The organism is Paraburkholderia atlantica (assembly GCF_000092885.1).
GTDB lineage: Bacteria > Pseudomonadota > Gammaproteobacteria > Burkholderiales > Burkholderiaceae > Paraburkholderia > Paraburkholderia atlantica.
Map to the genome: position 1 here is coordinate 634,680 of NC_014118.1, position 21,759 is coordinate 656,438.

Consider the following 21,759-nt stretch of genomic DNA (forward strand, 5'->3'; position numbering starts at 1 on the left):
CGTATGCGAAACGAAGCTCTTCCGATCCGGCCGCTACGCCGCAACGATCTGCCGCTCGACACCGTCGAGCTCGCGCGCTTCATGGTCGGCAAATATCTCGTTCACGATCTGCCCGAAGGACGCCTGAGCGGACGCATCGTCGAGACCGAGGCCTATCCGCTCGGCGATTCGACGAGCCATGCGTTTATCGGACGTCGTGCGTACAACGGGTCGATGTTCCTCGCGCGCGGTCACGCTTATGTGCGGCTGACCTACGGCGTCTCGTACATGTTGAACATGTCGTCCGAAGCGGAGGAGGTCGGCGCCGGCATCCTGCTGCGCGCGATCGAACCGCTCGAAGGACTCGCGCTGATGGAAGCGCGCCGTCCCGGCGTGCCGCTGCGCGATCTCGCCCGCGGACCCGGCCGGCTGACGGTGGCGTTCGGCATCGGCCAGGCGTTCGATGGCCACGATCTGTGTACCGGGCGGGGGCTATGGATCGGCGTGATCGAGACCGGCGAAGCACCGATCGGCGTGACGACGCGCATTGGCCTGTCGCGCGAGATGCACCGGCCGCTGCGATTTTTCGAGCCGGGCAGCGCGTTCGTCAGCGGCCCGCGCAAGCTACTGACGATTCCGCATTCGGGCGCATGACATTCCGGCCGCGCCGGGACGTTCCCGGACAATTGTTGCCCGGAACATCGTGCGGGGCGAATCGACCCCACGATATTCCATGGCATTGTTGCGAACGGAACAATTTTATATCTCGCAATTAAGGGTTTTCCCTTGTTCATGTGGTGACTAGACTGAACTTATTCGCTGCACACCACGGTGTCGGCGATGCAGATAAAACCACATTGGAGGGAAGTCATCATGAAATCGCTTGTCAAGGCAGTTGCCATTGCAGCCGTTGTCGCCGCGCCGATCGTATCGTTCGCGCAATCGAGCCAGCAGCCGATCACCCGCGCCCAGGTTCGCAGCGAACTGATCCAGTTGGAGCGCGCGGGCTACAACCCGTCGACCTCGAACGACGCGGAATATCCGGCAGACGTCCAAGCCGCCGAACAGCGCGTGCAAGCGCAGAATCCGGCCGTCGCGCAAACCCAGCCGGCCGCTAATACCGGCGGTTACGGCGCGCCGATGAGTGGAGCGACGCAAGCGGGTGGCCCGACGCAGCCGCAGCCGACGAGCGGCCCGAAGAGCGTGTATTTCGGTAACTAATTTCGCAAACGGGCAACCACGTACGCAGAACCACGCTGTGCGCCGCTTTCGCGGGCGCACAGCGCTTCACAGCAGGTACTGTTTCAATCGAGCGCGCCGCACCCATGCGCCCGTGAGCGTGTCATCCGTGCGCGCGTTGCGTTCCTCTTTCCGAAGGAACCTCCGCTGCCGCAAGGTAGCTTGGCCCAAGCTTTTCGAGGTTTGGGCCTTTTTTGCTTCAGGTTCCGCGCGGATGATCGATGCGCGTTCGCTCAGCGAAAGCCGTGCTGCCTGTCAGAGCCGTTCGCCGTGAATATAGAACTCGAGTTGCTGGATCGTGAACTGCTGCTCCGCGATGATGTCCTTCACGAGGTCCCCAATCGACACCATACCGATCAGCCGCCCGTTCTCGATGACCGGCAGGTGACGCATGCGCCGCTCGGTCATCAGCGCCATGCAGTCTTCGGTCGTCTGGTCCGGACGAACGAAGCGCACCGCCTTGCTCATGATGTCGCGCACCGGTGTCGCCTTCGACGAGCGGTCCATCAGCACTATTTTGCGTGCGTAGTCGCGCTCCGTGACGATGCCGGCGATGCTGTCGCCGTCCGTCACCACCAGCGCGCCGATGCCTTTCTCGGCCATCAACCGGATTGCCTCGTAGACGGAATCGTCGGCGCCGATCGTGTAGACCTCGGAGGAGTTCGGTTTCGTTTTAAGAAGCTGTGCAACGCTTGTCATGGAGCGCTCCGTTTCGCAATGCAGCACGCCGAAGTGGCGCGCTGTCGTGAGGGACAGGCGATTCCAGTATAGGCGCGACGTGCGCCCGCGGTACACCAGGAATATCTGGGGCGCGCCGGACGATGCGCGCTGAATCCGCGCGGTTCGCGCGGGCTTGTCTGCTGTCGCGTGTGGCGGGTCTTGTGTCGCGCGGGTGCTTCGAGGCGGTGGTCGCGGCGCAGCGTCCGGCGGCTGCGAAGGGGCATCCACGTGCTGCGTGCGGATTAGCGGTAAACTCGCAGTCCAACCCTTATCCCCGGCTCGACCGGGTTCATGCCAGCACTATTGTTCAACGCCATGCTCACGTCTCAGGATTCATCGCCCGCAGCGGACGGCGCCGTCACGAGCGAATGCGTCGTGCTCGACGCCACCGCCACGCTGCCCACGCGCTACGGCACGTTCACTTCCTATGTGTTTCGCGTGGTCGACAGCGGCGCCGAACATCTCGCGCTCGTGATGGGCGATGTCGCCAACCAGTCGTCCGTGCTGACGCGCCTGCATTCGGAATGTCTGACGGGCGACGTACTCGGCTCCTATCGCTGCGACTGCGGCGAGCAGCTCGATCTCGCGCTGCGCTATATCGCGGCTGAGGGTTGCGGCGTGCTGCTGTATCTGCGCGGCCACGAAGGACGCGGCATCGGCCTGTCGAACAAGATCCGCGCGTATGCGCTTCAGGAGCAGGGGCGCGATACGGTCGAGGCCAACCTCGATCTCGGCCTGCCCGACGATTCACGCGAATACGATTCGGCCGCGGGCATCCTGCGTACGCTGAAGGTCACGTCGGTGCGGCTGATGAGCAACAATCCCGACAAGTTCGACACGTTGTCGAAGCACGGCATCCCGGTGTGCGAGCGTGTCGCGCTCGCGATTCCGATGCGCGAGGAAAACGAGCGCTATATCCGCACCAAGCAGCTGAAGTTCGGGCATTACTTCGACGAGAACGAGTAAGCCGGAACGCCAGCAACCTAGAACACGCCGAAATCGTCGTTGCTATCGGGAATCGCGGCGAGCAGGTTCGCAAGCGCGTGGCAGCCGATCAGGCTGGAAAGCTTCATCGCTGCGCGCAGCCAGCACTCGGCGCGTGAGCTTGGGCTCACCGCTGCTCGCGCCACGCCGTCGGTTTGCCGAATGTCCACGTGGCTCATCGCGCCGCGGCTTCCATACCGCCCACGCGCGATAGCAGCGCCTCCAATACCTGTCGCAACGTCGTGGCGCCGAAACGTCGCTCGCTGACGTTCGCCTCCACGTCGATGCGGCCAGCGTTGTGCGCGTCGTACAGATCGACGATCAGTTGCGCGTGACGCTCGCCGAGCCCGGCGCCGCGCAGCACGGCACTCCATTCGTCGCGCGGCACCCGCTGGGCGATCACCGGCCGCCCCGACAGTTCCGCCAGGTTGCGCGCGACGTCGAGCGCGCTGACCCGCTCTTTCCCTTCGATACTGACCACCCGCGGCGTCGTGCGTGTCGGCGCTTCATCGAGCAGCAACTGCGCGGCAAGTTTGCCGACGTCCTCGGCGGCGACGGTCGGAAACAGCTTGTCGAGCGGATCATGCAGACTCGGCAGCACGCCCCGGCCGAGTGCGACCGGCAGCACACGCGACCAGTTCTGCATGTGCTCGGCGGCGCGCAGCAAGATCAGCGACGACGCGACGTTGCGCAGCAACCGCGTTTCGAGGTAGTGGAACAGCGTCGTGATGCCGGTGCCGTCCGGGTGTTCGGCGCCGTAGTCGGATAGCGCAACGAGCCGCGGCGGCGTGGTCATGCGCAAGGCGTCGACGCCCGCATCGATGATGTGTCGCATGGCGGCCGCAGGGTCGTCATGCGCCCGCGGCACCGGACACAGCCATTGCACTGCCTGTGCGCCGTCGATCGCCCGCGCGACCGACTCCGAGTCGTTCAGGTCGGCGAGCGCAATCTCGCAGCCGATTGCCGCGAGCGCTTCCGTTTGTGCCGCGTCGCGCACCACCGCGCGTACTTGATGGCCCGCGCGACGCAAGGCGGTTGCGCTCGCCTGTCCCACGTGACCGCTCGCTCCGAAAATGACGAACACGTTGTGCTCCGTTTGAGGATCGCTATGGCGCGATGGTAAGGACGGGGTGCCCGCGAGGCGCTCAGATCCGGATGACTTTGCGCAGATATGGATGATTTTTTGTGGCGCTGCCGCGCAAGCCGCGCGAGTCGCGTTGGCCGTTGGCGAGCTACGAAATTCCGTCACGCCGGCGAAGCCGCCGAAAACGCCGCACAATGCAGGTTTCGCGCCGTCATTCAGGTCATTCAGGAGACAAGCGATGAACGCCGTCACCCCGATTCCCGCGCCTGCGGCTCACACCGGCTCGCGCATCGCCGTGCGCACGAGCAGGGCGCTCGGCTGGCAAGGCTTCGGTGCGGAACTGGTCAACGTGTCGGCCGGTTTGCATCGGATGCCGGCGTTCGTCCATCACCGTGTGGGCGTGCATGTCGGCGCGCCGGTGACCGCGCGCTGTCTGTGCGATGCGCGCCGCCACACGCGGATTCAGGCGCACGGCGACGCGGACGTGATTCCCGCGGGGGTCGAAGGTCAGTGGAACGATGACGCCGCCTGCACGATTTTCAGCGTCTGGTTCACCGAGGACTTCGCGCGACGGACCGTCGAGCAACTTGCATTGAAATCGGCCGATGCGCAGTTGCGTCCGCGTTTCCAGATGCGCGATCCGCGCTTTCAGCATCTCGCGTGGGCGCTGCGCGCGGAGCTCGAAGCGGACGATGCATCCGATCCGCTGTACGCCGAAAGCCTGTGCACGGCGATGCTGGTGCGTCTGATCGGCGTCGAACCGAATGTCGCGAACCGGCGGCGCACGCTCGCGCCGCGCACGGCCGCGCGCGTGATCGAGTTCATCGACGCGCATCTCGATCAGCGTCTGACGCTCGACGAGCTCGCCATGCAAGCGCAACTGAGCGTGCCGCATTTCAAGGCGCTGTTTCGCGACACGCTCGGCGTGCCTGTGCATCAGTACGTGGTACAGCGCAGGGTGGAGCGCGCGCGAACGCTGCTGCTGCAAGGACGCCTCAGCGCAAGCCAGATCGCGCTCGAAACGGGCTTTGCGCATCAGAGCCATATGGCGCACTGGATGTCGCGTTTGCTGGGCGCAACGCCGCGTGAACTGCGCGGCGGCGCGCGCGATGACGCGGCGACGCCGGCGCAGCAGAAGACGCTACGTTGATGCGCGAACGGCGCGGCGCGGAACGCATCCGCTTCAACCAGGTACCGCGCCCGTCAACTGCGCATAGACATCATGCGCGATCTGCAACAGCTGCTTGCGATCGATCCCGCCTGACACCGCATAGCCAAAATCGCCGTCGATCCAATAGAACACGTTGACGGGCCCCGCCTGATACAGCTTGAACGCCGTCGTATTCGCGTTCTCGCGACGATGCGAGATGCACAGCGTGACACGCTCGCCGTTCGGTCCGCGATACATGAACTGCGCGGTCGGGCCATCGTCGCCGGGCAGCAGGCGCCCGCCCGACAGCATGAAACCGCTCTTCGACAGCATCGGCGGATGGACCTCGGTGCCGAGCCGGTTCGCGAGCCATTGCACGAAGTCCTGCTCGTGATCGGCGCTCATGTCGCTCGGCCGGTCGATCGCCGGCATGTAGACCACGTGCGCGACCGCCGCCCGGCGCGCGAAGCTCTCGGCGCTGTCCGCGCTGACCGCACGATTGCCCAATTGAGTATCGGCCGCCGTGTCGGTTCGATCGATCGCAACGGGTGGAATCAGATCGTTCCTGTGCATGCCGATGCCCAGGCCGAGCACGAGCGCGGCAGCCATTCCCGCGAACTGCGCGGCATAACGCGGCCAGTTCGCGGCCGCCCGCGCGCGGCGCGGCGCGCCGCTCTGCAGACGCGTCGGCACGGGCTCGCTGAGCACGCGGTCGTAGCGATCGTGAAGCAGCCCATTGAGAGAAAAGTAATCGCTGACGCGCGCGGCCAGCTCCGGGTTCTGTTCGAGCGCGCGCTCGACCTCGTCACGCCGCTCGCCGGACAGCGTGCCGTCCACGTACGCGTGCAAGTCTTCTTCGCCGATCGGCATTTGCGGCTCGCTCATCGCACCACCTGTAATTTCGCACCGGGCTGGGCGCCCGCCATCAAAGCTCGCAACCGTTCGCGTCCGCGCGACAGCCGCGACATCACCGTACCGATCGGAATGTTCAGCGCGAGCGCGACATCGGCATAGCTCATCTCCTCGAGACCGACCAGCAGCACCACCTCGCGCTGCTCGACCGGCAGCCGCTGCAGCGCGTAGTCGAGATCGCGCATTTCGAGCGAACGCGTCTGGCCCGACGGCACCGCGAGCTCGCTTTCGGCGATGCTGTCGTCGTCGACCGCGACGTGGACCGCGCGCGCCGCCGCCTTGCGCGCCTGATTCGCGAACACGTTGTGCATGATCGTGAACAGCCACGCGCGCAGATCGGTGCCCGGCTGGAACAGACGGGTGCGGCCGAGCGCGCGCTCGAGCGTGTCCTGCACGAGGTCGTCGGCGAGCTCGCGATTGTTGATCAGCGCCCGCGCATAGCGCCGCAGACGCGGCACGTGCTCGATCAGCTCGTCACGGACATCCATGGTCGATCCCGTTCAGGGGGCGTGGGGGTGGCATCGGCTTCACTCGCGTCGGTATCGATACGCGCCGGGCCGGTCGCGGAGGCTTCCGTTGCACGATGCGTTCGTACTGCAAACACCTTTCAGCGCATTTTATTCCGCGAGGGCCGCGCGCACCGGTGTCAGCGCGCGGTCATCACGTCGGCGGCGCGCATCAGGCCGTGGGTGCGCGCATCGCCAGCGACGACGAAACGCTGGCGCCGCGCGCTCCACGTCAACAGCCGCAGCTCGCCGATGCGGCGCGCGGCCCACTGCGGCTCTTCGCGCGCAAACGGCGCCGCCGCCGACAGCACCACCACCGGCTGCTGATCGCCGTTCAGATAGACGAGCTCGTCCACGCGCTGCAATGGCCCGAGCCGCAGCACGCGTTGCTCGACGAGGCGCAGGCCGATCGCGCCGAGATCCGGCGCGGCGGGATCGACGCGCGTCGACGATGCCGACGAAAAGGGTTGCGCGCTGACTTCGGCGAGCGCCATCACGGCGGCGTTGTCGAGTGCTTGTGCCGACACCTGAGCCGCCGCGATCCAGCCGCTGACGGCGATCAGCATCAGCGCGAGCGCGATGAGCGCGACCAGCGTTCGGCGCACGGGACCGGCCGGTTGCGCGCGCATGCGAAGCCGGCGCGAGCCGCGCAGGTGCTCATGCGCGGGCTCGTCGGTGGTCTGAAACGTCGCCTGGATCTGTGCGTTCAAGCGGTCGTAAAAGGCGACGCGCCGTGCTTCCGCCGGATGCTTGCCGAGATAGTCGCGCAGAGCCGCGGCACGCTCGGGCGTCAGCGTGCCGTCGGCGTAGGCCTGGATGTCGTCTTCGGACGGAGGAGTGCCGGACGGGCGATGAGTCGAGGTCATGGTGATGCGCGGTGTTGATTACTGCTATCCGAGGACAAACACCAACGCTTGCCCGTTTATTCCCCACGCCGGCGATGTTTTTCTCGCGCGGCGAATCCAGGAATAAACGCCGCCGACTCGTGGTTCTCCCTGGTGCGAACCCGCACAACACTCACTGGAGTCGATCATGAAAAAGCTTTCGTTCATCGCTTTGTCGTTCGTCGTTCTCGCCGCTTCGTCGAGCGCGTTTGCGCAGGCCAAGACACGCGCTCAGGTGTATCAGGAATTGATCGAGGCCCAGCAGAACGGTCTCGATTACATCACCGACGCGTCGTACCCCGACGTCAGCCCCGTGTTCGCACGTCAGGTCGAGCAGCACAAGATCGCGCTTGCCGCGCAAGCGGCAGCCGCCGCGAGCCACGTCGCGAACTCGGGCGCGCCGGCTGTTGGCACCCGTTGAAGCGTCGGCCACCGGCGCGCGAATAGGTTTGAACGGGCGCGCCGGTGCCGGATGGAATAGATCGTAGCGCGGGGTGTTTGCCCCTACGTTGGTATCCATCCGGCAAGGAGTTTCCGTGACACAACCCTCCCGACCCAAACCCCATCCCGCCGGCTCCGACCCGCGGCCGATCTGTGTGCCATGCCGGCTCGCCGCGATCGGCGCGGTCGTGCTTGCGCTTGCGGGCGGCTTCGCGTACACCGCGGGCTGGCTCACGCCAACGCGTCTGACCGCGCCGCGCATCATCGATACGTTCGAAGCAGTCGCGGGCCAGCATCCCGGCTATCGACGCAATCACGCCAAAGGCCTATGCGTCGACGGCTATTTCGACAGCAACGGCAATGGCGCGGCGCTGTCGCACGCGGCGGTGTTCGCGCCGGGCCGCACGCCGGTGTCGGGCCGCTTCGCGGTGCCCGGCGGCAATCCGTCCGCGCCCGATACGAGCTCGCCGGTGCGCAGTCTCGCGCTGCAGTTCCGGCTTCACGATGGCGAACAGTGGCGTACCGGCATGAACTCGACGCCGGTATTTGCGGTGCATACGCCCGCGCAGTTTTATCAGCAGTTGCTGGCCTCGAAGCCGGACCCCGCGACCGGCAAACCGGACCCCGCGAAGCTGAAGGCGTTCTACGCGGCCAATCCCGAGACGCAGCCGTTCCAGCGCTGGGTCAAGTCACACGCGCCGTCGTCGAGCCTCGCGAACGCCGCGTACTACGGCATCGACGCGTTCCTGTTTACCGATGCCCACGGCACGACGCGCGCGGTGCGCTGGGCCGTCGTGCCCGACACGCCGTACGCGCCGGTCACCGCCGCGCAGCAGGCCGAAAAGAACTTCCTCGCCGCCGATCTCGACGAGCGTCTGCAACACGGCCCTTTGCGTTGGCATCTGATATTGACAGTCGCGCAGCCAGGCGACCCGACGAACGACGCGACGCTGCAATGGCCCGACGACCGTCAGCACATCGACGCGGGGACGCTCGTGATCGAACGCACGACGTCGCAGGAAGACGGCACCTGCCGCGACATCAACTTCGATCCGACGATCGTGCCCGCCGGCATCGCGCCATCGGATGATCCGTTGCTCGCCGCGCGCTCGGCGGCCTACGCGCAGTCGTTCCAACGCCGCACACGCGAGGAGGCGCTGCATCCCGAGGTCCATCGAACCCTGCCAAACGGAGAGCACTCATGACCCGCGACCGCACTCATTTCAGTCCGCTCGCGCGGCTGCTGCACTGGACGATGGCGCCGCTGATCGTCGCGATGCTGTTTATCGGCGTGGGCATGGTCGCGACGGTATCGCGTGCCCATGATGCGTTGGTCGCGCTGCATCGGCCGCTCGGCATCGCGTTGCTGCTGCTCGTGCTGGTGCGGCTCGCGGTGCGCGTGATGCGCGGCAGTCCGCCATTGCCCGAGCGGATGTCGAAGCCGCAGCGAATCGCGGCGCATGCGTCGCACGTCGTGCTTTACGGGCTGATGCTGGCGATGCCGCTGATCGGCTGGGCGATGTTGTCGGCGGCCGGCTATCCGGTCACGCTGTTCGGTCCGCTGCATCTGCCGCCGATCGCGCCGCACGACGTCGCGCTGTTCGCGCTGCTGCGCGCGCTGCATACGTGGCTTGCGTTCGCATTGTTCGCGACGGTGCTGCTGCATCTGGCCGCGGCGCTGTTGCATGGGCTGATCCTGCGCGACGGCGTGTGGGGCAGCATGGCCCGCGGAGGACGCTGATACCGGCTGAATCGGCCGGGCCGCGGCTCGCTTGGGCCGTTCCCAAACTGACCAGATCGGCCGGCCCAGCGATTTTCGTCCAACGCGTAAAATGGCCGGTTACCACAGGCAAATGGCAACTGGACAGAATCGGCCGGGCGTCGCGAGCGAGCGTCGTCCGGTGTACTGGTTCGGCCCGCGCGCGCTTGCCTTCGCCGGTTTGAAAAGGAATGCACGCGGATGTCGTCAGTTTTCTTCGATCGGGACAGCATTGCCGAATGGCTCGGTGAGCGGACCGTCGCCAAGGCGCGCTCGGTGGGCGCGATCAGCAACGTCAAATGGCAGGGCGAGACGCTGTCAGGCGACGTGCAGGGCTCGCAGCCACAGCCTTACCGCACACGGGTCCGCTTTCGGACCGATGGCGGGTCGCCGTGGGCCGAAGGCGAATGCACGTGCCCGGTCGGGCGCAATTGCAAGCACGTCGCGGCGTTGCTGCTCGCGGAACTCGACTACCACGACGAGATGGATCACATCACGCAGGTCGAGGAAGACAGCGATCCGGCCACGTCGGAGGTGTTCGTCGGGCGACGGATCACGGTCCCGGGCGCGCCGCCGGCGCCGTCTCCATCTCCATCTTCATCTCCGGGCGTGCGGCCCGAACTGGTCAGCTGGCTCGAACGTTTTCGCGCGCGCGCCCGCGCGGCCGACGCCGCCGCCGAAAAAAATGCCGCCCGCAAGCTGGAGGCCCCGAGCAAGGAGACGCTCGCCTATCGGCTCAACTGGTCGCGTTTTCATCTGCGCCACGAAGTCGTGCTGCATCGCGCGCGTTGCGACGCGGACGGCGTGATCGTCGAAGTCGGCGACAGCTGGGGCGACGTCGAAGGCGCGCTGCTCAGGCAGCCGCGCTTCGTGTCCGACGAAGACCTGTCGATTCTGCGCGGCCTGTGGCTCGGCCGCTCGCGCGAGGACATGGGCCAGTTCGTGCTGCGCGGCACCAGCGGCGCGGAAACGCTGCAAAAGCTGATCGCGACCGGGCGCCTGTTCTTCGACTTCAGGACCGCGCCGGGCCAAGCTGGGCCGACACCGCTCGCGCGCGCCGCCGACCGGCCCGGCCGCATCGAATGGGAGCCGCTCGCCGACGAGCGTCTGCGCCCGGTGCTGCGCACCGAACCGCGCGCGAGCATGGTGCTGCCGACCGAGCCGGTCTGGTACGTGGACGGCGTCGCCAACGAGGCGGGCGTCGTACCGCTGTCGCTGCCGTTCCAGCAATTGCCCGACTACCTCGCGATGCCGCCGATCTCGCTCGCCGAGGCGCCGCTCGTCGCGTCGGTGCTGCGCGAGATCGCGCCCGAGCTGCCGCTGCCGCCGACCCATGACGCGCCCGCGATTCGCGTGATCGACGTCGAGCCGGTGCCCGTGCTGACGCTGAACAGCCACGCGCTGCCAGGTACGGCGAAGGGCATGAAAGCGGCGAAGACCGCAAAAACCGCGAAGGCAGCAAAAGCCGCGGAGCGCAAGTCCGCCGCGGTCGAACTGGCCGCGGCGAGCTTCGACTACGACGGCGTCAGCATCAACGCCGACAGCAGCGTGACGCTCGTGCCGCTGCCGGGCGGCGACGTGATTCACATCCGCCGGCGCTACGACGCCGAGAAAAAGCGCTTGCTGGAATTGCGCAAGACCGGTCTGCAGAAGGTGCCGACGCGCAATATGCAGGCGGCGCGTCTGTTGCCTGACACGATGCTCGGCCTGCCCGACAGCGACGCGTGGTCCGAATTCGTCAACGACGCGATACCGGATCTGGTCGCAAAGGGCTGGCGCGTGACGATGGCGCCCGAGTTCCGCTACAACGTGATCGAGATCGACGCGATCGACGGCACCGCGCAGCAAGCCGGCGACGGCTGGTTCGATCTGGAGATGGGCATCCGCGTCGGCGAGCGCAACGTGCGGCTCGAGCCGCTGCTTGCCGATCTGTTCCGACGCGACCGGCGCTGGCTGTCTGGCGCGCTGGAGAGCATCCGCGACGACGAGCCGATCGAGCTGAAGACCGAGGAGAACAAGCGCCTGCGGTTGCGCGCCGATCGTTTGAAGCCGGTGGTGCGGGTGCTGGTCGATCTGTTCGATTCGCTTGGCGGCGCGCTTGCCGAAGGCGCGCCGCTGCGCGTGCCCGCGGTCGATGCCGGCCGCCTCGATGCGCTGCACGACACCGGCCGCTGGCAGTTCAGCGGCGACGCTTCGATCCGCGACCTCGCGCGCCGTCTGCAAGCCGGACCGGGCTTGCGCGAAGTGCCGGTGCCGCGTGGTCTGAAGGCGGAGCTGCGCGCGTATCAGCACCAAGGCCTGAACTGGATGCAGTTTCTGCGCGAACAGGATCTGGCCGGCGTGCTCGCCGACGACATGGGACTCGGCAAAACCGTGCAGACGCTCGCGCACATTCTCGCGGAGAAGGAAGCGGGACGACTTACGCAGCCCGCGCTGATCGTCGTGCCGACCACGCTGGTGCACAACTGGCGCGAGGAAGCGCGCCGCTTTGCCCCGGACCTGAGGGTGCTGGCGCTGAACGGGCCGCACAGAAAGGAGCGCTTCGAGCAGATCGGCGAACACGAGCTGATCCTGACCACGTATGCGCTGCTGTGGCGCGATCAGAAGGTGCTTGCTGAGCACGACTATCATCTGCTGATACTCGACGAGGCGCAGTACGTGAAGAACGCGACCACCAAGGCCGCTCAGGCGATTCGCGGCTTGCGGGCGCGGCATCGGCTGTGTCTGACGGGCACGCCGCTCGAGAATCATCTCGGCGAGCTGTGGTCGCAGTTCGATTTTCTGCTGCCGGGCTTTCTCGGCAGCCAGAAGGACTTCACGCGACGCTGGCGCAACCCGATCGAAAAGAACGGCGACGACGTGCGCCGCGCGTTGCTCGCGCGCCGCATCCGGCCATTCATGCTGCGCCGTCGCAAGGACGAGGTCGCGAAGGAACTGCCGCCGAAGACGACGATCGTGTGTCCGGTCGATCTGGAAGGCGCGCAGCGCGACCTGTACGAAACCGTGCGCACGGCGATGCAGCAGAAGGTGCGCGCGGCGGTCAGCGCGCAAGGGCTCGCGCGCAGCCACATCATCGTGCTCGATGCGTTGCTGAAGCTGCGCCAGGTGTGCTGCGATCCGCGGCTCGTGCGCACCGCGAGTGGCTTCACTGACGGCGCTGCGACGGGCGGCGGCGAGCGCGCGATGCGCTCGGCCAAGCTCGATCTGCTGCTGTCGATGCTGCCCGAGCTGATCGAGGAGGGGCGTCGCGTGCTGCTGTTCTCGCAGTTCACCGGCATGCTCGCGCTGATCGCCCAGGCGCTCGACGAGGCCGCGATCCCGTACGCGATGCTGACGGGTGATACGACCGATCGCGTAACGCCGGTCGAGCGGTTTCAGCAGGGCGAGGTGCCGCTGTTCCTGATCAGCCTGAAAGCGGGCGGAGTGGGCCTGAACCTGACCGCCGCCGACACGGTGATCCACTACGACCCGTGGTGGAATCCGGCCGCCGAAAACCAGGCGACCGACCGCGCGCATCGGCTGGGACAGGACAAGCCGGTATTCGTCTACAAGCTGATCGCGGCCGGCAGCATCGAGGAAAAGATCGTCGAGCTGCAGGAACACAAGGCCGGGCTCGCCGACAGCATTCTCGCGGAAGACGCGGCGGGTGCCGCGAAGTTCTCGGACGACGATCTCGATGCGCTGTTCGCGCCGATGCCGGAAATCGAGGGCGGGAGGTGAGCGCGAGAGGCGCGGTCGCCTGAGTCGGGAATCTGATGCGCTGCAGCAACATCAAAGGGAGCCGGACTGTAACAAAACGTCTGTGTATGTAAATTGCCGCCGAAGGAAGGCTTCAACTCATACCAATTTCGAACTCGCGCTGTATAAGACTTGCGCGTCGGACGATTGCGAACGATGTGTAATTACTGCTTTGGCAGCGGTTACAAAGGAATTTCTTTCATCTTGAGCAGCGCTTCACGCAGGGCTAACGTGACGTTACTCGTGCGGTTAGACCCCGGCGAGCGTGTGTAGTGTTTTTTGGGCGGCGTTGCTTCAACAGGGGCAACGCCGCATTTTTTTGCCCGCGACCCTGGCGCTCGGCATCACGCGCCGACGATCCATGACGCATTGCGTCATCGCATTGGTCATCCATGTGAAGCAGTCGAACAAAAACAGGCTGCGTCTCGCGGCCGACCATGATGATTGCATCAAATGACAACTCGTTCGAGACGAAATCTAACAATGTTTAAACGAATTATTCTGAGATTATTCTTATACTGAACTCGCAATTGTTAAATAAGAGTACCTGAAAGGAATCTTAAAGCGTATAAGCGGACATCCCCGAAAGGCCGCTGCAGCAAGGATCTGCGGTCCGCAGTCTGACGTCCGTCCGGGGTGCCTCGCAGTGGTGGCAGACCGGAGAAACCTAAGAAGCGTTTCAATCGTTTTCAATTAGGGTTTTTCGCGACGGATTGCCGGTACACGGTAAGCGGGATGAAAGAGGGTTTTCGATTATCATGATCTGCCCTGCATAATCGCTAAGGAAATCACATTTATGCGCTGATTTCAGCTTCACGAAACCAGCGTCATGGCGGGGGTACGGCGAGGGACCTTTAGTCAGAAAGTAGCAGCCGGAATTTTATGGGAAGCCGGATCGGCGGCGCTATGTCGTCATCCCGGTCGTCAGCCGGTTCGCCGGCCGTCAGCCGCGAAAGGTGCTGTTACGTAGTGGGGTGTTATGAGAATTGCTGTCCTCGATGATGATTCGGCTCAGGCCGACCTTGTGTGTCAAACGCTATCCGCCGCTGGACACGTCTGTCACGCGTATGGCGCAGGGCGTGAACTCGTGCGCCAGTTGCGCCGCCAGACATTCGATCTGCTCGTGCTCGACTGGAACGTTCCCGACATGTCCGGCGAAGAAGTGCTTCGCTGGGTGCGCGAAAGCCTGTCCGAGCGCCTGCCGGTGCTGTTCATGACCAGCCGCGGCCGCGAAACCGACATCACTTCGATTCTGAACATCGGTGCGGACGACTATCTCGTCAAGCCCGTGTCGGGCGCCGTGCTGCTCGCTCGGGTCGGCTCGCTGCTGCGGCGAGCCTATTACCTGAAGCCGCCGACAACCAGGGAAGTGTTCGGCGACTTCGAGTTCGATCTGAGCGCCAAGCACGTCGTCGTGCGCGGCACGCCGGTCTCCGTCACGCAGAAAGAGTTCGAGCTCGCGCTGCTGCTGTTCCAGCATATGAGCCGGCCGCTGTCACGCGCACACATTCTCGACGTGATCTGGAAGCAGGCCACCGACATCCCGTCGCGCACGATGGACACCCACGTGTCGATGTTGCGCAGCAAGCTCGGTCTGCGCCCGGAGCAAGGCTATCGGCTCACGCCGATCTACGGCTATGGCTACCGCCTCGAGCGGATCGAAGCCGACACACCACCTACCGCCGACGACGAACCCACTGAAGAAGCGGGGGAGGCGTGACGGTCTGCGTGGGTGGGGCAGCGTCCGGTCGCCGCGCCGCCGCGTGGCTTGCCGCGGCCTGTCTGATTGCAACGGGCGCGACCAGTTGGAGCGCGCACGCGCAGCCCGTGCGCGGCAAGACCGGTGCGAAGGCGTTGCCGGTCTACGCGTCGTACACGACGCACGAAGGCGACACGCTGTACGAGATCGCCGCCCGCTACATGGCCGACCCCGCCGACTGGGCGCTGTTGAGCCGGCTCAATCACGTGCCCGCGCCGCGCCGCATGCCGGCTGGCATCGTGCTGCGTTTGCCGTTCCAAAGGCTGCGCCAGGATCGCGACACGGCTCGCGTGGTCGCGACCAGCGGTCCGGTCGAGCACGCGTTCGACACGAGCCCTTATCTGCCGTTGAAGACCGGTGAAACGCTTGCCGAAGGCGATCACTTGCGCACCGGCGCGAACGGCTTCGCGACGCTCGAGCTGCCAGACGGCTCGTACGTGACGGTCGCGCAGAACGGCGAACTCAATATCGAGAGACTGCGGCACATCACGCTGACCGGCGCGGCCGATCGCATTTTTCGGTTGCGTTCCGGTGAGATCGAAAGCCAGGTCACGCATGCGACGCGACGCGACGATCGCTTCCAGATCCGTTCGCCTTCAGTGGTCGCCGGGGTGCGCGGTACGCGCTTCCGTGTCGATTACAACGGTGACACGCAGACTACCGCGGTGGCCGTGCTCGACGGCGCGGTCGGCGTCGATCAGCCCGCGCAGCACGGCCGGAGCGCCGCGCCGGCGCCGGGCAGGCCGTTGCAGGCGTCCGAGCAACTGGTCAAGGCAAGCTTCGGCAACGTCACGCGCTCGGGCGGCGCGATCGGCAGTCCACTCCAGTTGTTGCCGGCGCCTTCGCTCGCGCGGCCGGCGCGCGTGCAGGACGGGGACACCGTCGCGTTCGACGTCAACCCGGCAGAGCACGCGGTCGGCTATCGGCTGCAAATTTCGCACGATGCCGATCAGCTCGACCTGGTGCGCGATCTACGTGTGAGTGCGCCGCACGCCGACTTCGGCGATCTGCCCGACGGCACGTACTTCGTGCGTGTCGCGTCGACTGATAGCAACGGCCTCGACGGTCTGCCGAACGTGTACGCGTTCGAGCGCCGCCAACTCGGGCTGGACGCTTCTGCGGCGCAGCGCGCGGGTAGCCACGACTACGAGTTCCGCTGGTTCGTCAGCCACAGCAACGTGCCGACGCGTTTTCGCTTCGTGCTCGCGAAAACGGCAGATCTGAGGCACCCCATGATCGATCGCATCGATCTGGCAGGCGGCGAACTCGTGATCAGCGATCTGCCGCCGGGCGTCTACTACTGGACGATCGTCGCCGAGCAGTTCGACGACGGCCGCTTCTACGAAAAGAGCAGCCCGGTCCGCTCCTTTACGCTGGCGCGCTGACGCTGGTAGATTCTCGGGGCCGGCCGGCTGGCCGGTCCGTCCTCTGTTTCCCGACTACATCGTCCCTTGCCCGCCACTTCTACGCGACTGAGCCTCGATCCGCGCGCCCGTCTCGGACGGCGGGCCGGCCGGCGCTTTCTGATCGAGTGGCTCAGCGTCGGCTGTCTGGGCCTCGTGGTGATCCTGCTGACGTCGTTCGGGCGAGTCGGCACGGGCATCGATCTGCTGGTGTACGACCAGTTTCTGAAGCTGCGTGAGCAGCCGCTGCTGTCCGACCTCGTCGTCGTCGAGATCGACAACGCGACCATCGACGCGCTCGGCCGCTGGCCGTGGCCACGCAGCGTGCATGCGCGGTTGCTGGATCAGCTCGCCGCGGCCAAACCTGCCGCGGTGATCTACGACGTGCTGTTCACCGAGTCCAACGTCGACGACGCCCAGCTCGCCTACGCCATCGCGCTGAGTCCGACCTATCTGCCCGTGCTGCTGACGCCGCCCGATGCGAGCGGCGAGCGCACCGTCGATGAACCCGTCACGCCGCTCGCGCAGGCAGCAGCCGGGCTCGGTCACATCAATTTCGAAGTGGACGGCGACGGCATCGTGCGCAGCGTCGCGCGTTTCCAGGGCGACGAGCACTCGCGCTGGCCGCAACTGACGGTGCTCGTCGCCGACGCGGTCGAACGCGGCAAGCTGCATCTGCGCAACGGGCTGCCGCCGCGTCGCTCGAATGAGCCCGCGCGCGGCAGCGACGACGGCCACGAAGACCGCTTCCTGATTCCGTTCGGCCCGAATGCCGCGAACTACGAGAAGTTCGGTTTCGTCGACGTGCTCGCCGGCAAGGTGCCGGCCGATCAGCTGCGCGGGCGCATCGTCGTGATCGGCGTGACGGCGTCCGGTCTGTACGACCGCTTCGCGACGCCGGTGTCAGGCGAGCTCGGTCCGCTGCCCGGCGTCTATATCCATGCGAACGTGCTCGATACGCTGCTGACCGGCCGCGAGATCCAGCCGGTCGCGCTATGGATCGTGTTCGCGGCGGCGCTCGTGCCGCTGGCCGCGCTGCTCGCCGGCTTCCTCGTGCTGTCGCCGCGCCGCTCGCTGTTGCTGACCGGCGCGCTGGTGCTGCTCGCCGCGGCCGGCAGCGCGCTGCTGCTGTACGGCGGCAGGCTGTGGATGTCGCCGGTGCCGGCGATCCTCGGCGTCGTGATCGTCTATCCGATCTGGAACTGGCGACGCCTCGAAATGACGATGGCGTATCTGCGGGGGGAGCTGCAACGTCTCGCCGACGAGCCGCATCTGCTGCCCGAAACGCCGAAGCGCCGCCGCGAGTTCGGCGGCGACGTGCTCGCGCAGCACATGGCGCTGATGGCTGAGGCCGCGCAACGGGTGCAGGACATGAAGCGCTTCGTGTGGGACAGCCTCGACAGCATGCCGGAGCCGATTCTCGTCAGCGATGTGGGCGGCGTCGTGCTGATCGCGAATCACGCGGCGAAAGCGCATTTCGCGCGGCTCGGCGCACCGATGCCCGAGGGCCAGCCGATGCAGAGGGTGCTCGGCGGTCTCACACTCGTGAAGACGATCGATGCCGGCGCGGCCTCGGATAACGAGCGCAACGTGTACGCGCACGCGCACTGGCCGGCGCCCCTCGATCCGACGCGCGGCGAGTTCGCGGCGCTGATGGCGCAGGGTGTCGAGGTGCGCGACACGAACGAGCGCGACCATCTGCTGCGCTATGCGACCTGCACCAATGCGCAGGGCGAGACGACCGGCTGGATCGCCGGTCTCGTCGACGTGTCGGCGCTGCACGCGGCCGAGCGTCAGCGCGAAGACGCGTTGCGGCTGCTGTCGCACGACATGCGCTCGCCGCAGGCGTCGATCATTGCGCTGGTCGAGATCGAGCGCGCGCGGACCGAGCCGGCGCTCGCGCGCAGCGTGCTCGAGCGCATCGAACGCTACGCGCAACGCGCGCTCACGCTCGCCGACGACTTCGTGCAACTGGCGCGCGCCGAATCGCAGGCTTATGTGCTCGAGCCGCTGAGCCTGACCGAACTCGTCATCGATGCCAGCGACGAGGTCTGGCCGCAGGCGCACGCGAAGCGCATCACACTGCATACGGAAACCGGCGGCGACACCTACGAGGATCCCTGGATTTACGCCGACCGCTCACTGATGACACGCGCGCTCGTCAATATCCTGAACAACGCTGTCAAGTACAGTCCGCCCGACACGCGCATCGTGTGCAGCTTCGCGAGCCAACCGGCGGTCAGGCGCGCGGGCAGCGGCGCGGCTCGGGTGGCGTGCACGATTCGCGACCAGGGCTATGGCATCCCGAAGGAGCAGCAGGCCGGGCTATTCGAGCGCTTTCGCCGTTTTCACGAGGCGCAGCGGCCGGAAGTGGGCGGCGCGGGACTCGGCATGGCGTTCATCAAAACGGTCGTTACGCGCCACGGCGGCAGCGTCGAGGTCGTCAGCGCGCCCGGCGAGGGGACGGCCTTTACGATCTGGCTGCCCGCGCTCGACGACGCGCCGCTAGATGAAACGAGCGCACCGCGCGCCTGATGCGCTTGCGATTTATTCGATGGACTAGAGAGAAAACAGAAAATGGCGAAGATCGCTCACCTCTGTGCCGCGCTGGCCGCGGCGAGCCTCACCGCTTGCGCGGGTCTCAGCGCCGACGTGCACACCGTCTCCGCTAGCGACGCCGACCACGCCGTTGCGCTGCAAGGCGAGCCGACCTATTCGCTCGCGCGCACGCAGTCACAGGACGATAGCGCCGACCATCCGCAAGTCGAAAAGCTGCTGCGCGACGAGTTGGCGAAACACGGCTTGGTCGATACGGCGGGCAAGCCCGCGCATTATTTGCTGTCGATCGCGTATAGCACGCGGCCGGCGTCGGTCGGCATCGGCGCTGAGAATTGCGCGCCCGCCGATTGCGGCGCGGGCAGCGACGGTCCAACCGCGCTGCTGTTCGGGCGCAAGTATCAGCATGCGCTGACGCTGCGCTTTTTCGACTACGCGAGTGGCACCGAGCGCTACAAGGTCAGCGCGATGTTCATGGATCGCGATGCGGACCCGTTGCATGCGTTGCCGCTGCTCGTGAAAACCGCGCTTGCGAAGCTGCCGTACGACGCGCCGGCTGACTGGCGCGTGAAGCTCAGTATCGACAAGGCGAGCGGTGCGCCGAACGTCGAGTCGATGAAGCCGCTGCAGCGCTAAACAACGCAGCTTCGAGTCGCTGGGGCCGTGCCTATCAGTTATTCCTGCGCTGGCTCACCGCGTGGCCAGCGGTTTTCGAACACGCAATCGGCCAGCGGCAGACGGCTCGCCCAGCGCTCCGTTTCGAGCATCGGCTCGCTGTAGAACGTATCGACGTGGCCGAGGCACAGAATCGCGACCGGTCGCGCGCCTTCCGGCATCGCCAGTAGTTGATGCACCGCGCCGACATCGAACAGCGACACCCAACCAAGCCCAAGTCCTTCCGCGCGTGCGGCGAGCCACATGTTCTGGATCGCGCACGCGACCGACGCGAGGTCCATCTCCGGCAGCGTGCGACGGCCGAACACGTGTCGCTCGCGCCCGTCCATCAACGCGATCACCAGTAGCTCCGCGCAGTCGCGCATGCCTTCGACCTTCAGCTTCATGAACTCGTCGCGGCGCTTGCCGAGCGCGTCGGCGGTGGCGAGCCGTTCGCGCTCGACGATGTCGCGCAAGCCCGTGCGCAGCGCCGCATCGGTAATGCGCACGATGCGCCACGGCTGCATGTAGCCGACGCTCGGCGCGTGATGCGCCGCGTCGAGCAGACGCCGCAGCACTGCCGGATCGACCGGATCGGGCACGAAGTGGCGCATGTCGCGGCGTTCGTAAATCGCGCGATAGACAGCGTCGCGCTCGGAGTCGTCAAAAGGCTTCGCCATGAAAGAGGGCGGCCGTGAAAGCCGGGTTGGAGGGCCAGTAAGTGTGCATATAGGTTGCCACAATCGGGCCTACGCGGAACACCGCTTCGCCGGGCGCGTCGCTGTGCGCGCGCGTGGCGAAGCGCTGCGGCGCGAGCGGTGTCGCGAGCTTCGAGTAATGGAACGTGTGGCCGGTCAGCGTGCCGTGGATGCCGTCGATCTGCTGCATGCCGAGCGACGTGAAGCGCGTTTGCATCGTCGCGTGACCGGGCAACAGGCCGAGCATCGGCGTGCTCGTGCCTTGCGTGTCGGTCAGGGTGTCGAACAGGTAGAGCATGCCGCCGCATTCGGCGACCACCGGTTTGTCCGCCTCGACGTGCGCGCGAATCGATGCGGCGCTGTTCACGTTGCTCGCGAGCACCGCCATATGCAGCTCGGGATAGCCGCCGGGCAGATAGAGCGCATGCGTGTCGGCGGGCAACGCTTCGTCGGCGAGCGGCGAGAAATAGCTGAGCCGCGCGCCGAGCGCTTCGAGCAGCGCGAGGTTGGCCGGATAGATGAACGAGAACGCGGCGTCGCGCGCGATCGCGATGTGCTTGCCTTCGAGCAGACGCGGCAGCACCTCGGGCGACGGTGCGCCGAAATCGACCGGCGGCGGCAGTTCGACGAGCGCAGTCGACGCCAGCGTATCGGCCGCGCGTTCGAGGCGCGCTTCGAGATCGTCGATTTCATCGGCCTGATGCAGGCCGAGGTGGCGGTCGGGGAGCGTGATCTCGTCGCTCGCGGCGATGTGGCCGCACCAGCGCAACTCGGCCGGTAGCGCTTCCTGCAGCATCTGCGCGTGCCGAGCCGAGCCGACACGATTCGCGAGCACGCCATGAAACGGCAGTTGCGATCTGAAGCGCGCCAGGCCGAACGCGAGCGCGCCGAAGGTCTGCGCCATCGCCTGCGCGGAAATCACCGCGAGCACCGGCACGCCGAACGTGGTCGCCAGGTCGGCGCTGCTCGGCGTGCCGTCGAACAGGCCCATCACGCCTTCGATCAGGATCAGGTCGGCTTCTTGCGCCGCCCGCGCGAGCAGGTTGCGGCACGCGTTTTCACCGACCATCCATAGATCGAGCGACAGCACCGGCGCGCCGCTCGCGCGCGCGAGGATCATCGGGTCGAGAAAATCCGGTCCGGTCTTGAACACGCGCACGCGACGTCCGAGCCGCCGGTGATACCGCGCGAGAGCGGCAGTGATCGTGGTCTTGCCTTGTCCCGAAGCGGGCGCGCTGATGAACAGCGCGGGGCACGCTGCGGGGCGAGTCCGCCTGGGGGACGCGGACATCG

19 protein-coding genes are annotated in these 21,759 nt (G+C 66.2%); 12 read left to right on the forward strand and 7 right to left on the reverse strand.

Annotated elements, in window-relative coordinates:
• Window positions 1-3 precede the first annotated feature (3 nt).
• Window positions 4-633: a DNA-3-methyladenine glycosylase gene (locus BC1002_RS18920; RefSeq protein ID WP_041735297.1), complete on the forward strand. Its 630-nt coding sequence runs from the start codon at window positions 4-6 to the stop codon at window positions 631-633.
• A gap of 219 nt (window positions 634-852) precedes the next feature.
• Window positions 853-1,200, forward strand: a complete 348-nt coding sequence (locus BC1002_RS18925; RefSeq protein ID WP_013091597.1) for a DUF4148 domain-containing protein — start codon at window positions 853-855, stop codon at window positions 1,198-1,200.
• Between the two features lie 273 nt (window positions 1,201-1,473).
• Here BC1002_RS18925 and BC1002_RS18930 read toward each other — a convergent pair whose 3' ends face one another.
• Entirely contained in the window at window positions 1,474-1,917 is a 444-nt protein-coding gene (locus BC1002_RS18930; RefSeq protein ID WP_013091598.1) for a CBS domain-containing protein, read from the reverse strand.
• A 336-nt stretch (window positions 1,918-2,253) separates the two neighbouring features.
• Here BC1002_RS18930 and ribA point away from each other — a divergent pair, with 336 nt between their 5' ends.
• A complete protein-coding gene (gene ribA / locus BC1002_RS18935; protein ID WP_041735298.1) occupies window positions 2,254-2,904 on the forward strand; it encodes a GTP cyclohydrolase II in 651 nt (216 codons plus the stop codon).
• A 193-nt stretch (window positions 2,905-3,097) separates the two neighbouring features.
• On the opposite strand, the gene BC1002_RS18945 is transcribed toward ribA, so the two are convergent.
• Window positions 3,098-4,006 (reverse strand): NmrA family NAD(P)-binding protein, encoded by a 909-nt coding sequence (locus tag BC1002_RS18945; RefSeq protein WP_013091601.1) that lies wholly within the window; start codon window positions 4,004-4,006, stop codon window positions 3,098-3,100.
• 238 nt (window positions 4,007-4,244) lie between these two features.
• Between BC1002_RS18945 and BC1002_RS18950 the strand changes: the two genes are divergently transcribed.
• The gene (locus tag BC1002_RS18950) at window positions 4,245-5,156 is read left to right on the forward strand and encodes an AraC family transcriptional regulator (RefSeq protein ID WP_013091602.1); all 912 of its coding nucleotides are present in this window, start codon (window positions 4,245-4,247) and stop codon (window positions 5,154-5,156) included.
• 33 nt (window positions 5,157-5,189) lie between these two features.
• On the opposite strand, the gene BC1002_RS18955 is transcribed toward BC1002_RS18950, so the two are convergent.
• From BC1002_RS18955 to BC1002_RS18965, 3 genes are all read right to left on the reverse strand, one after another.
• On the reverse strand, window positions 5,190-6,041 hold the full coding sequence (locus BC1002_RS18955; protein ID WP_013091603.1) for an anti-sigma factor family protein: 852 nt from the start codon (window positions 6,039-6,041) through the stop codon (window positions 5,190-5,192).
• Window positions 6,038-6,556: a sigma-70 family RNA polymerase sigma factor gene (locus BC1002_RS18960; RefSeq protein WP_013091604.1), complete on the reverse strand. Its 519-nt coding sequence runs from the start codon at window positions 6,554-6,556 to the stop codon at window positions 6,038-6,040. Before BC1002_RS18960 ends, BC1002_RS18955 begins: the two co-directional genes overlap by 4 nt.
• A 158-nt stretch (window positions 6,557-6,714) precedes the next feature.
• Window positions 6,715-7,440: an anti-sigma factor family protein gene (locus BC1002_RS18965; protein WP_013091605.1), complete on the reverse strand. Its 726-nt coding sequence runs from the start codon at window positions 7,438-7,440 to the stop codon at window positions 6,715-6,717.
• Between the two features lie 166 nt (window positions 7,441-7,606).
• Between BC1002_RS18965 and BC1002_RS18970 the strand changes: the two genes are divergently transcribed.
• The 8 genes from BC1002_RS18970 (at window position 7,607) to BC1002_RS19005 (ending at window position 19,750) form a co-directional block, all read left to right on the forward strand.
• Entirely contained in the window at window positions 7,607-7,879 is a 273-nt protein-coding gene (locus BC1002_RS18970) for a DUF4148 domain-containing protein (protein WP_013091606.1), read from the forward strand.
• A gap of 115 nt (window positions 7,880-7,994) precedes the next feature.
• Entirely contained in the window at window positions 7,995-9,104 is a 1,110-nt protein-coding gene (locus BC1002_RS18975) for a catalase family peroxidase (protein WP_013091607.1), read from the forward strand.
• Window positions 9,101-9,640: a cytochrome b gene (locus BC1002_RS18980; protein ID WP_013091608.1), complete on the forward strand. Its 540-nt coding sequence runs from the start codon at window positions 9,101-9,103 to the stop codon at window positions 9,638-9,640. The genes BC1002_RS18975 and BC1002_RS18980 overlap by 4 nt, the downstream gene beginning before the upstream one ends.
• A 219-nt stretch (window positions 9,641-9,859) precedes the next feature.
• On the forward strand, window positions 9,860-13,378 hold the full coding sequence (locus BC1002_RS18985) for a DEAD/DEAH box helicase (RefSeq protein ID WP_013091609.1): 3,519 nt from the start codon (window positions 9,860-9,862) through the stop codon (window positions 13,376-13,378).
• Between the two features lie 997 nt (window positions 13,379-14,375).
• Window positions 14,376-15,116 (forward strand): response regulator transcription factor, encoded by a 741-nt coding sequence (locus tag BC1002_RS18990; RefSeq protein WP_013091610.1) that lies wholly within the window; start codon window positions 14,376-14,378, stop codon window positions 15,114-15,116.
• Entirely contained in the window at window positions 15,113-16,540 is a 1,428-nt protein-coding gene (locus tag BC1002_RS18995; protein ID WP_013091611.1) for a FecR family protein, read from the forward strand. The genes BC1002_RS18990 and BC1002_RS18995 overlap by 4 nt, the downstream gene beginning before the upstream one ends.
• A gap of 66 nt (window positions 16,541-16,606) precedes the next feature.
• The gene (locus tag BC1002_RS19000) at window positions 16,607-19,093 is read left to right on the forward strand and encodes a CHASE2 domain-containing protein (RefSeq protein ID WP_013091612.1); all 2,487 of its coding nucleotides are present in this window, start codon (window positions 16,607-16,609) and stop codon (window positions 19,091-19,093) included.
• Window positions 19,094-19,135: 42 nt separating this feature from the next.
• On the forward strand, window positions 19,136-19,750 hold the full coding sequence (locus BC1002_RS19005) for a DUF4136 domain-containing protein (RefSeq protein ID WP_013091613.1): 615 nt from the start codon (window positions 19,136-19,138) through the stop codon (window positions 19,748-19,750).
• A 38-nt stretch (window positions 19,751-19,788) separates the two neighbouring features.
• Here the strand turns inward: BC1002_RS19005 and bluB are convergent, their stop codons facing one another.
• Together bluB and BC1002_RS19015 are read right to left on the reverse strand one after the other, a co-directional pair.
• Complete coding sequence (gene bluB, locus BC1002_RS19010; RefSeq protein WP_013091614.1) at window positions 19,789-20,448, reverse strand: 5,6-dimethylbenzimidazole synthase; 660 nt, start codon at window positions 20,446-20,448, stop codon at window positions 19,789-19,791.
• Window positions 20,432-21,757, reverse strand: a complete 1,326-nt coding sequence (locus BC1002_RS19015) for a cobyrinic acid a,c-diamide synthase CobB (protein WP_013091615.1) — start codon at window positions 21,755-21,757, stop codon at window positions 20,432-20,434. Before BC1002_RS19015 ends, bluB begins: the two co-directional genes overlap by 17 nt.
• Between the last annotated feature and the right edge of the window lie 2 nt (window positions 21,758-21,759).

What these genes read in the sequence shown, in the direction of transcription:
- BC1002_RS18920 (WP_041735297.1), top strand. Translation starts at nt 4, where the DNA reads ATGCGAAACGAAGCTCTTCCGATCCGGCCGCTACGCCGCAACGATCTG.
- BC1002_RS18925 (WP_013091597.1), top strand. Translation starts at nt 853, where the DNA reads ATGAAATCGCTTGTCAAGGCAGTTGCCATTGCAGCCGTTGTCGCCGCG.
- BC1002_RS18930 (WP_013091598.1), bottom strand. Translation starts at nt 1,917, where the DNA reads ATGACAAGCGTTGCACAGCTTCTTAAAACGAAACCGAACTCCTCCGAG.
- ribA (WP_041735298.1), top strand. Translation starts at nt 2,254, where the DNA reads ATGCTCACGTCTCAGGATTCATCGCCCGCAGCGGACGGCGCCGTCACG.
- BC1002_RS18950 (WP_013091602.1), top strand. Translation starts at nt 4,245, where the DNA reads ATGAACGCCGTCACCCCGATTCCCGCGCCTGCGGCTCACACCGGCTCG.
- BC1002_RS18955 (WP_013091603.1), bottom strand. Translation starts at nt 6,041, where the DNA reads ATGAGCGAGCCGCAAATGCCGATCGGCGAAGAAGACTTGCACGCGTAC.
- BC1002_RS18960 (WP_013091604.1), bottom strand. Translation starts at nt 6,556, where the DNA reads ATGGATGTCCGTGACGAGCTGATCGAGCACGTGCCGCGTCTGCGGCGC.
- BC1002_RS18965 (WP_013091605.1), bottom strand. Translation starts at nt 7,440, where the DNA reads ATGACCTCGACTCATCGCCCGTCCGGCACTCCTCCGTCCGAAGACGAC.
- BC1002_RS18970 (WP_013091606.1), top strand. Translation starts at nt 7,607, where the DNA reads ATGAAAAAGCTTTCGTTCATCGCTTTGTCGTTCGTCGTTCTCGCCGCT.
- BC1002_RS18980 (WP_013091608.1), top strand. Translation starts at nt 9,101, where the DNA reads ATGACCCGCGACCGCACTCATTTCAGTCCGCTCGCGCGGCTGCTGCAC.
- BC1002_RS18985 (WP_013091609.1), top strand. Translation starts at nt 9,860, where the DNA reads ATGTCGTCAGTTTTCTTCGATCGGGACAGCATTGCCGAATGGCTCGGT.
- BC1002_RS18990 (WP_013091610.1), top strand. Translation starts at nt 14,376, where the DNA reads ATGAGAATTGCTGTCCTCGATGATGATTCGGCTCAGGCCGACCTTGTG.
- BC1002_RS19005 (WP_013091613.1), top strand. Translation starts at nt 19,136, where the DNA reads ATGGCGAAGATCGCTCACCTCTGTGCCGCGCTGGCCGCGGCGAGCCTC.
- bluB (WP_013091614.1), bottom strand. Translation starts at nt 20,448, where the DNA reads ATGGCGAAGCCTTTTGACGACTCCGAGCGCGACGCTGTCTATCGCGCG.
- BC1002_RS19015 (WP_013091615.1), bottom strand. Translation starts at nt 21,757, where the DNA reads ATGTCCGCGTCCCCCAGGCGGACTCGCCCCGCAGCGTGCCCCGCGCTG.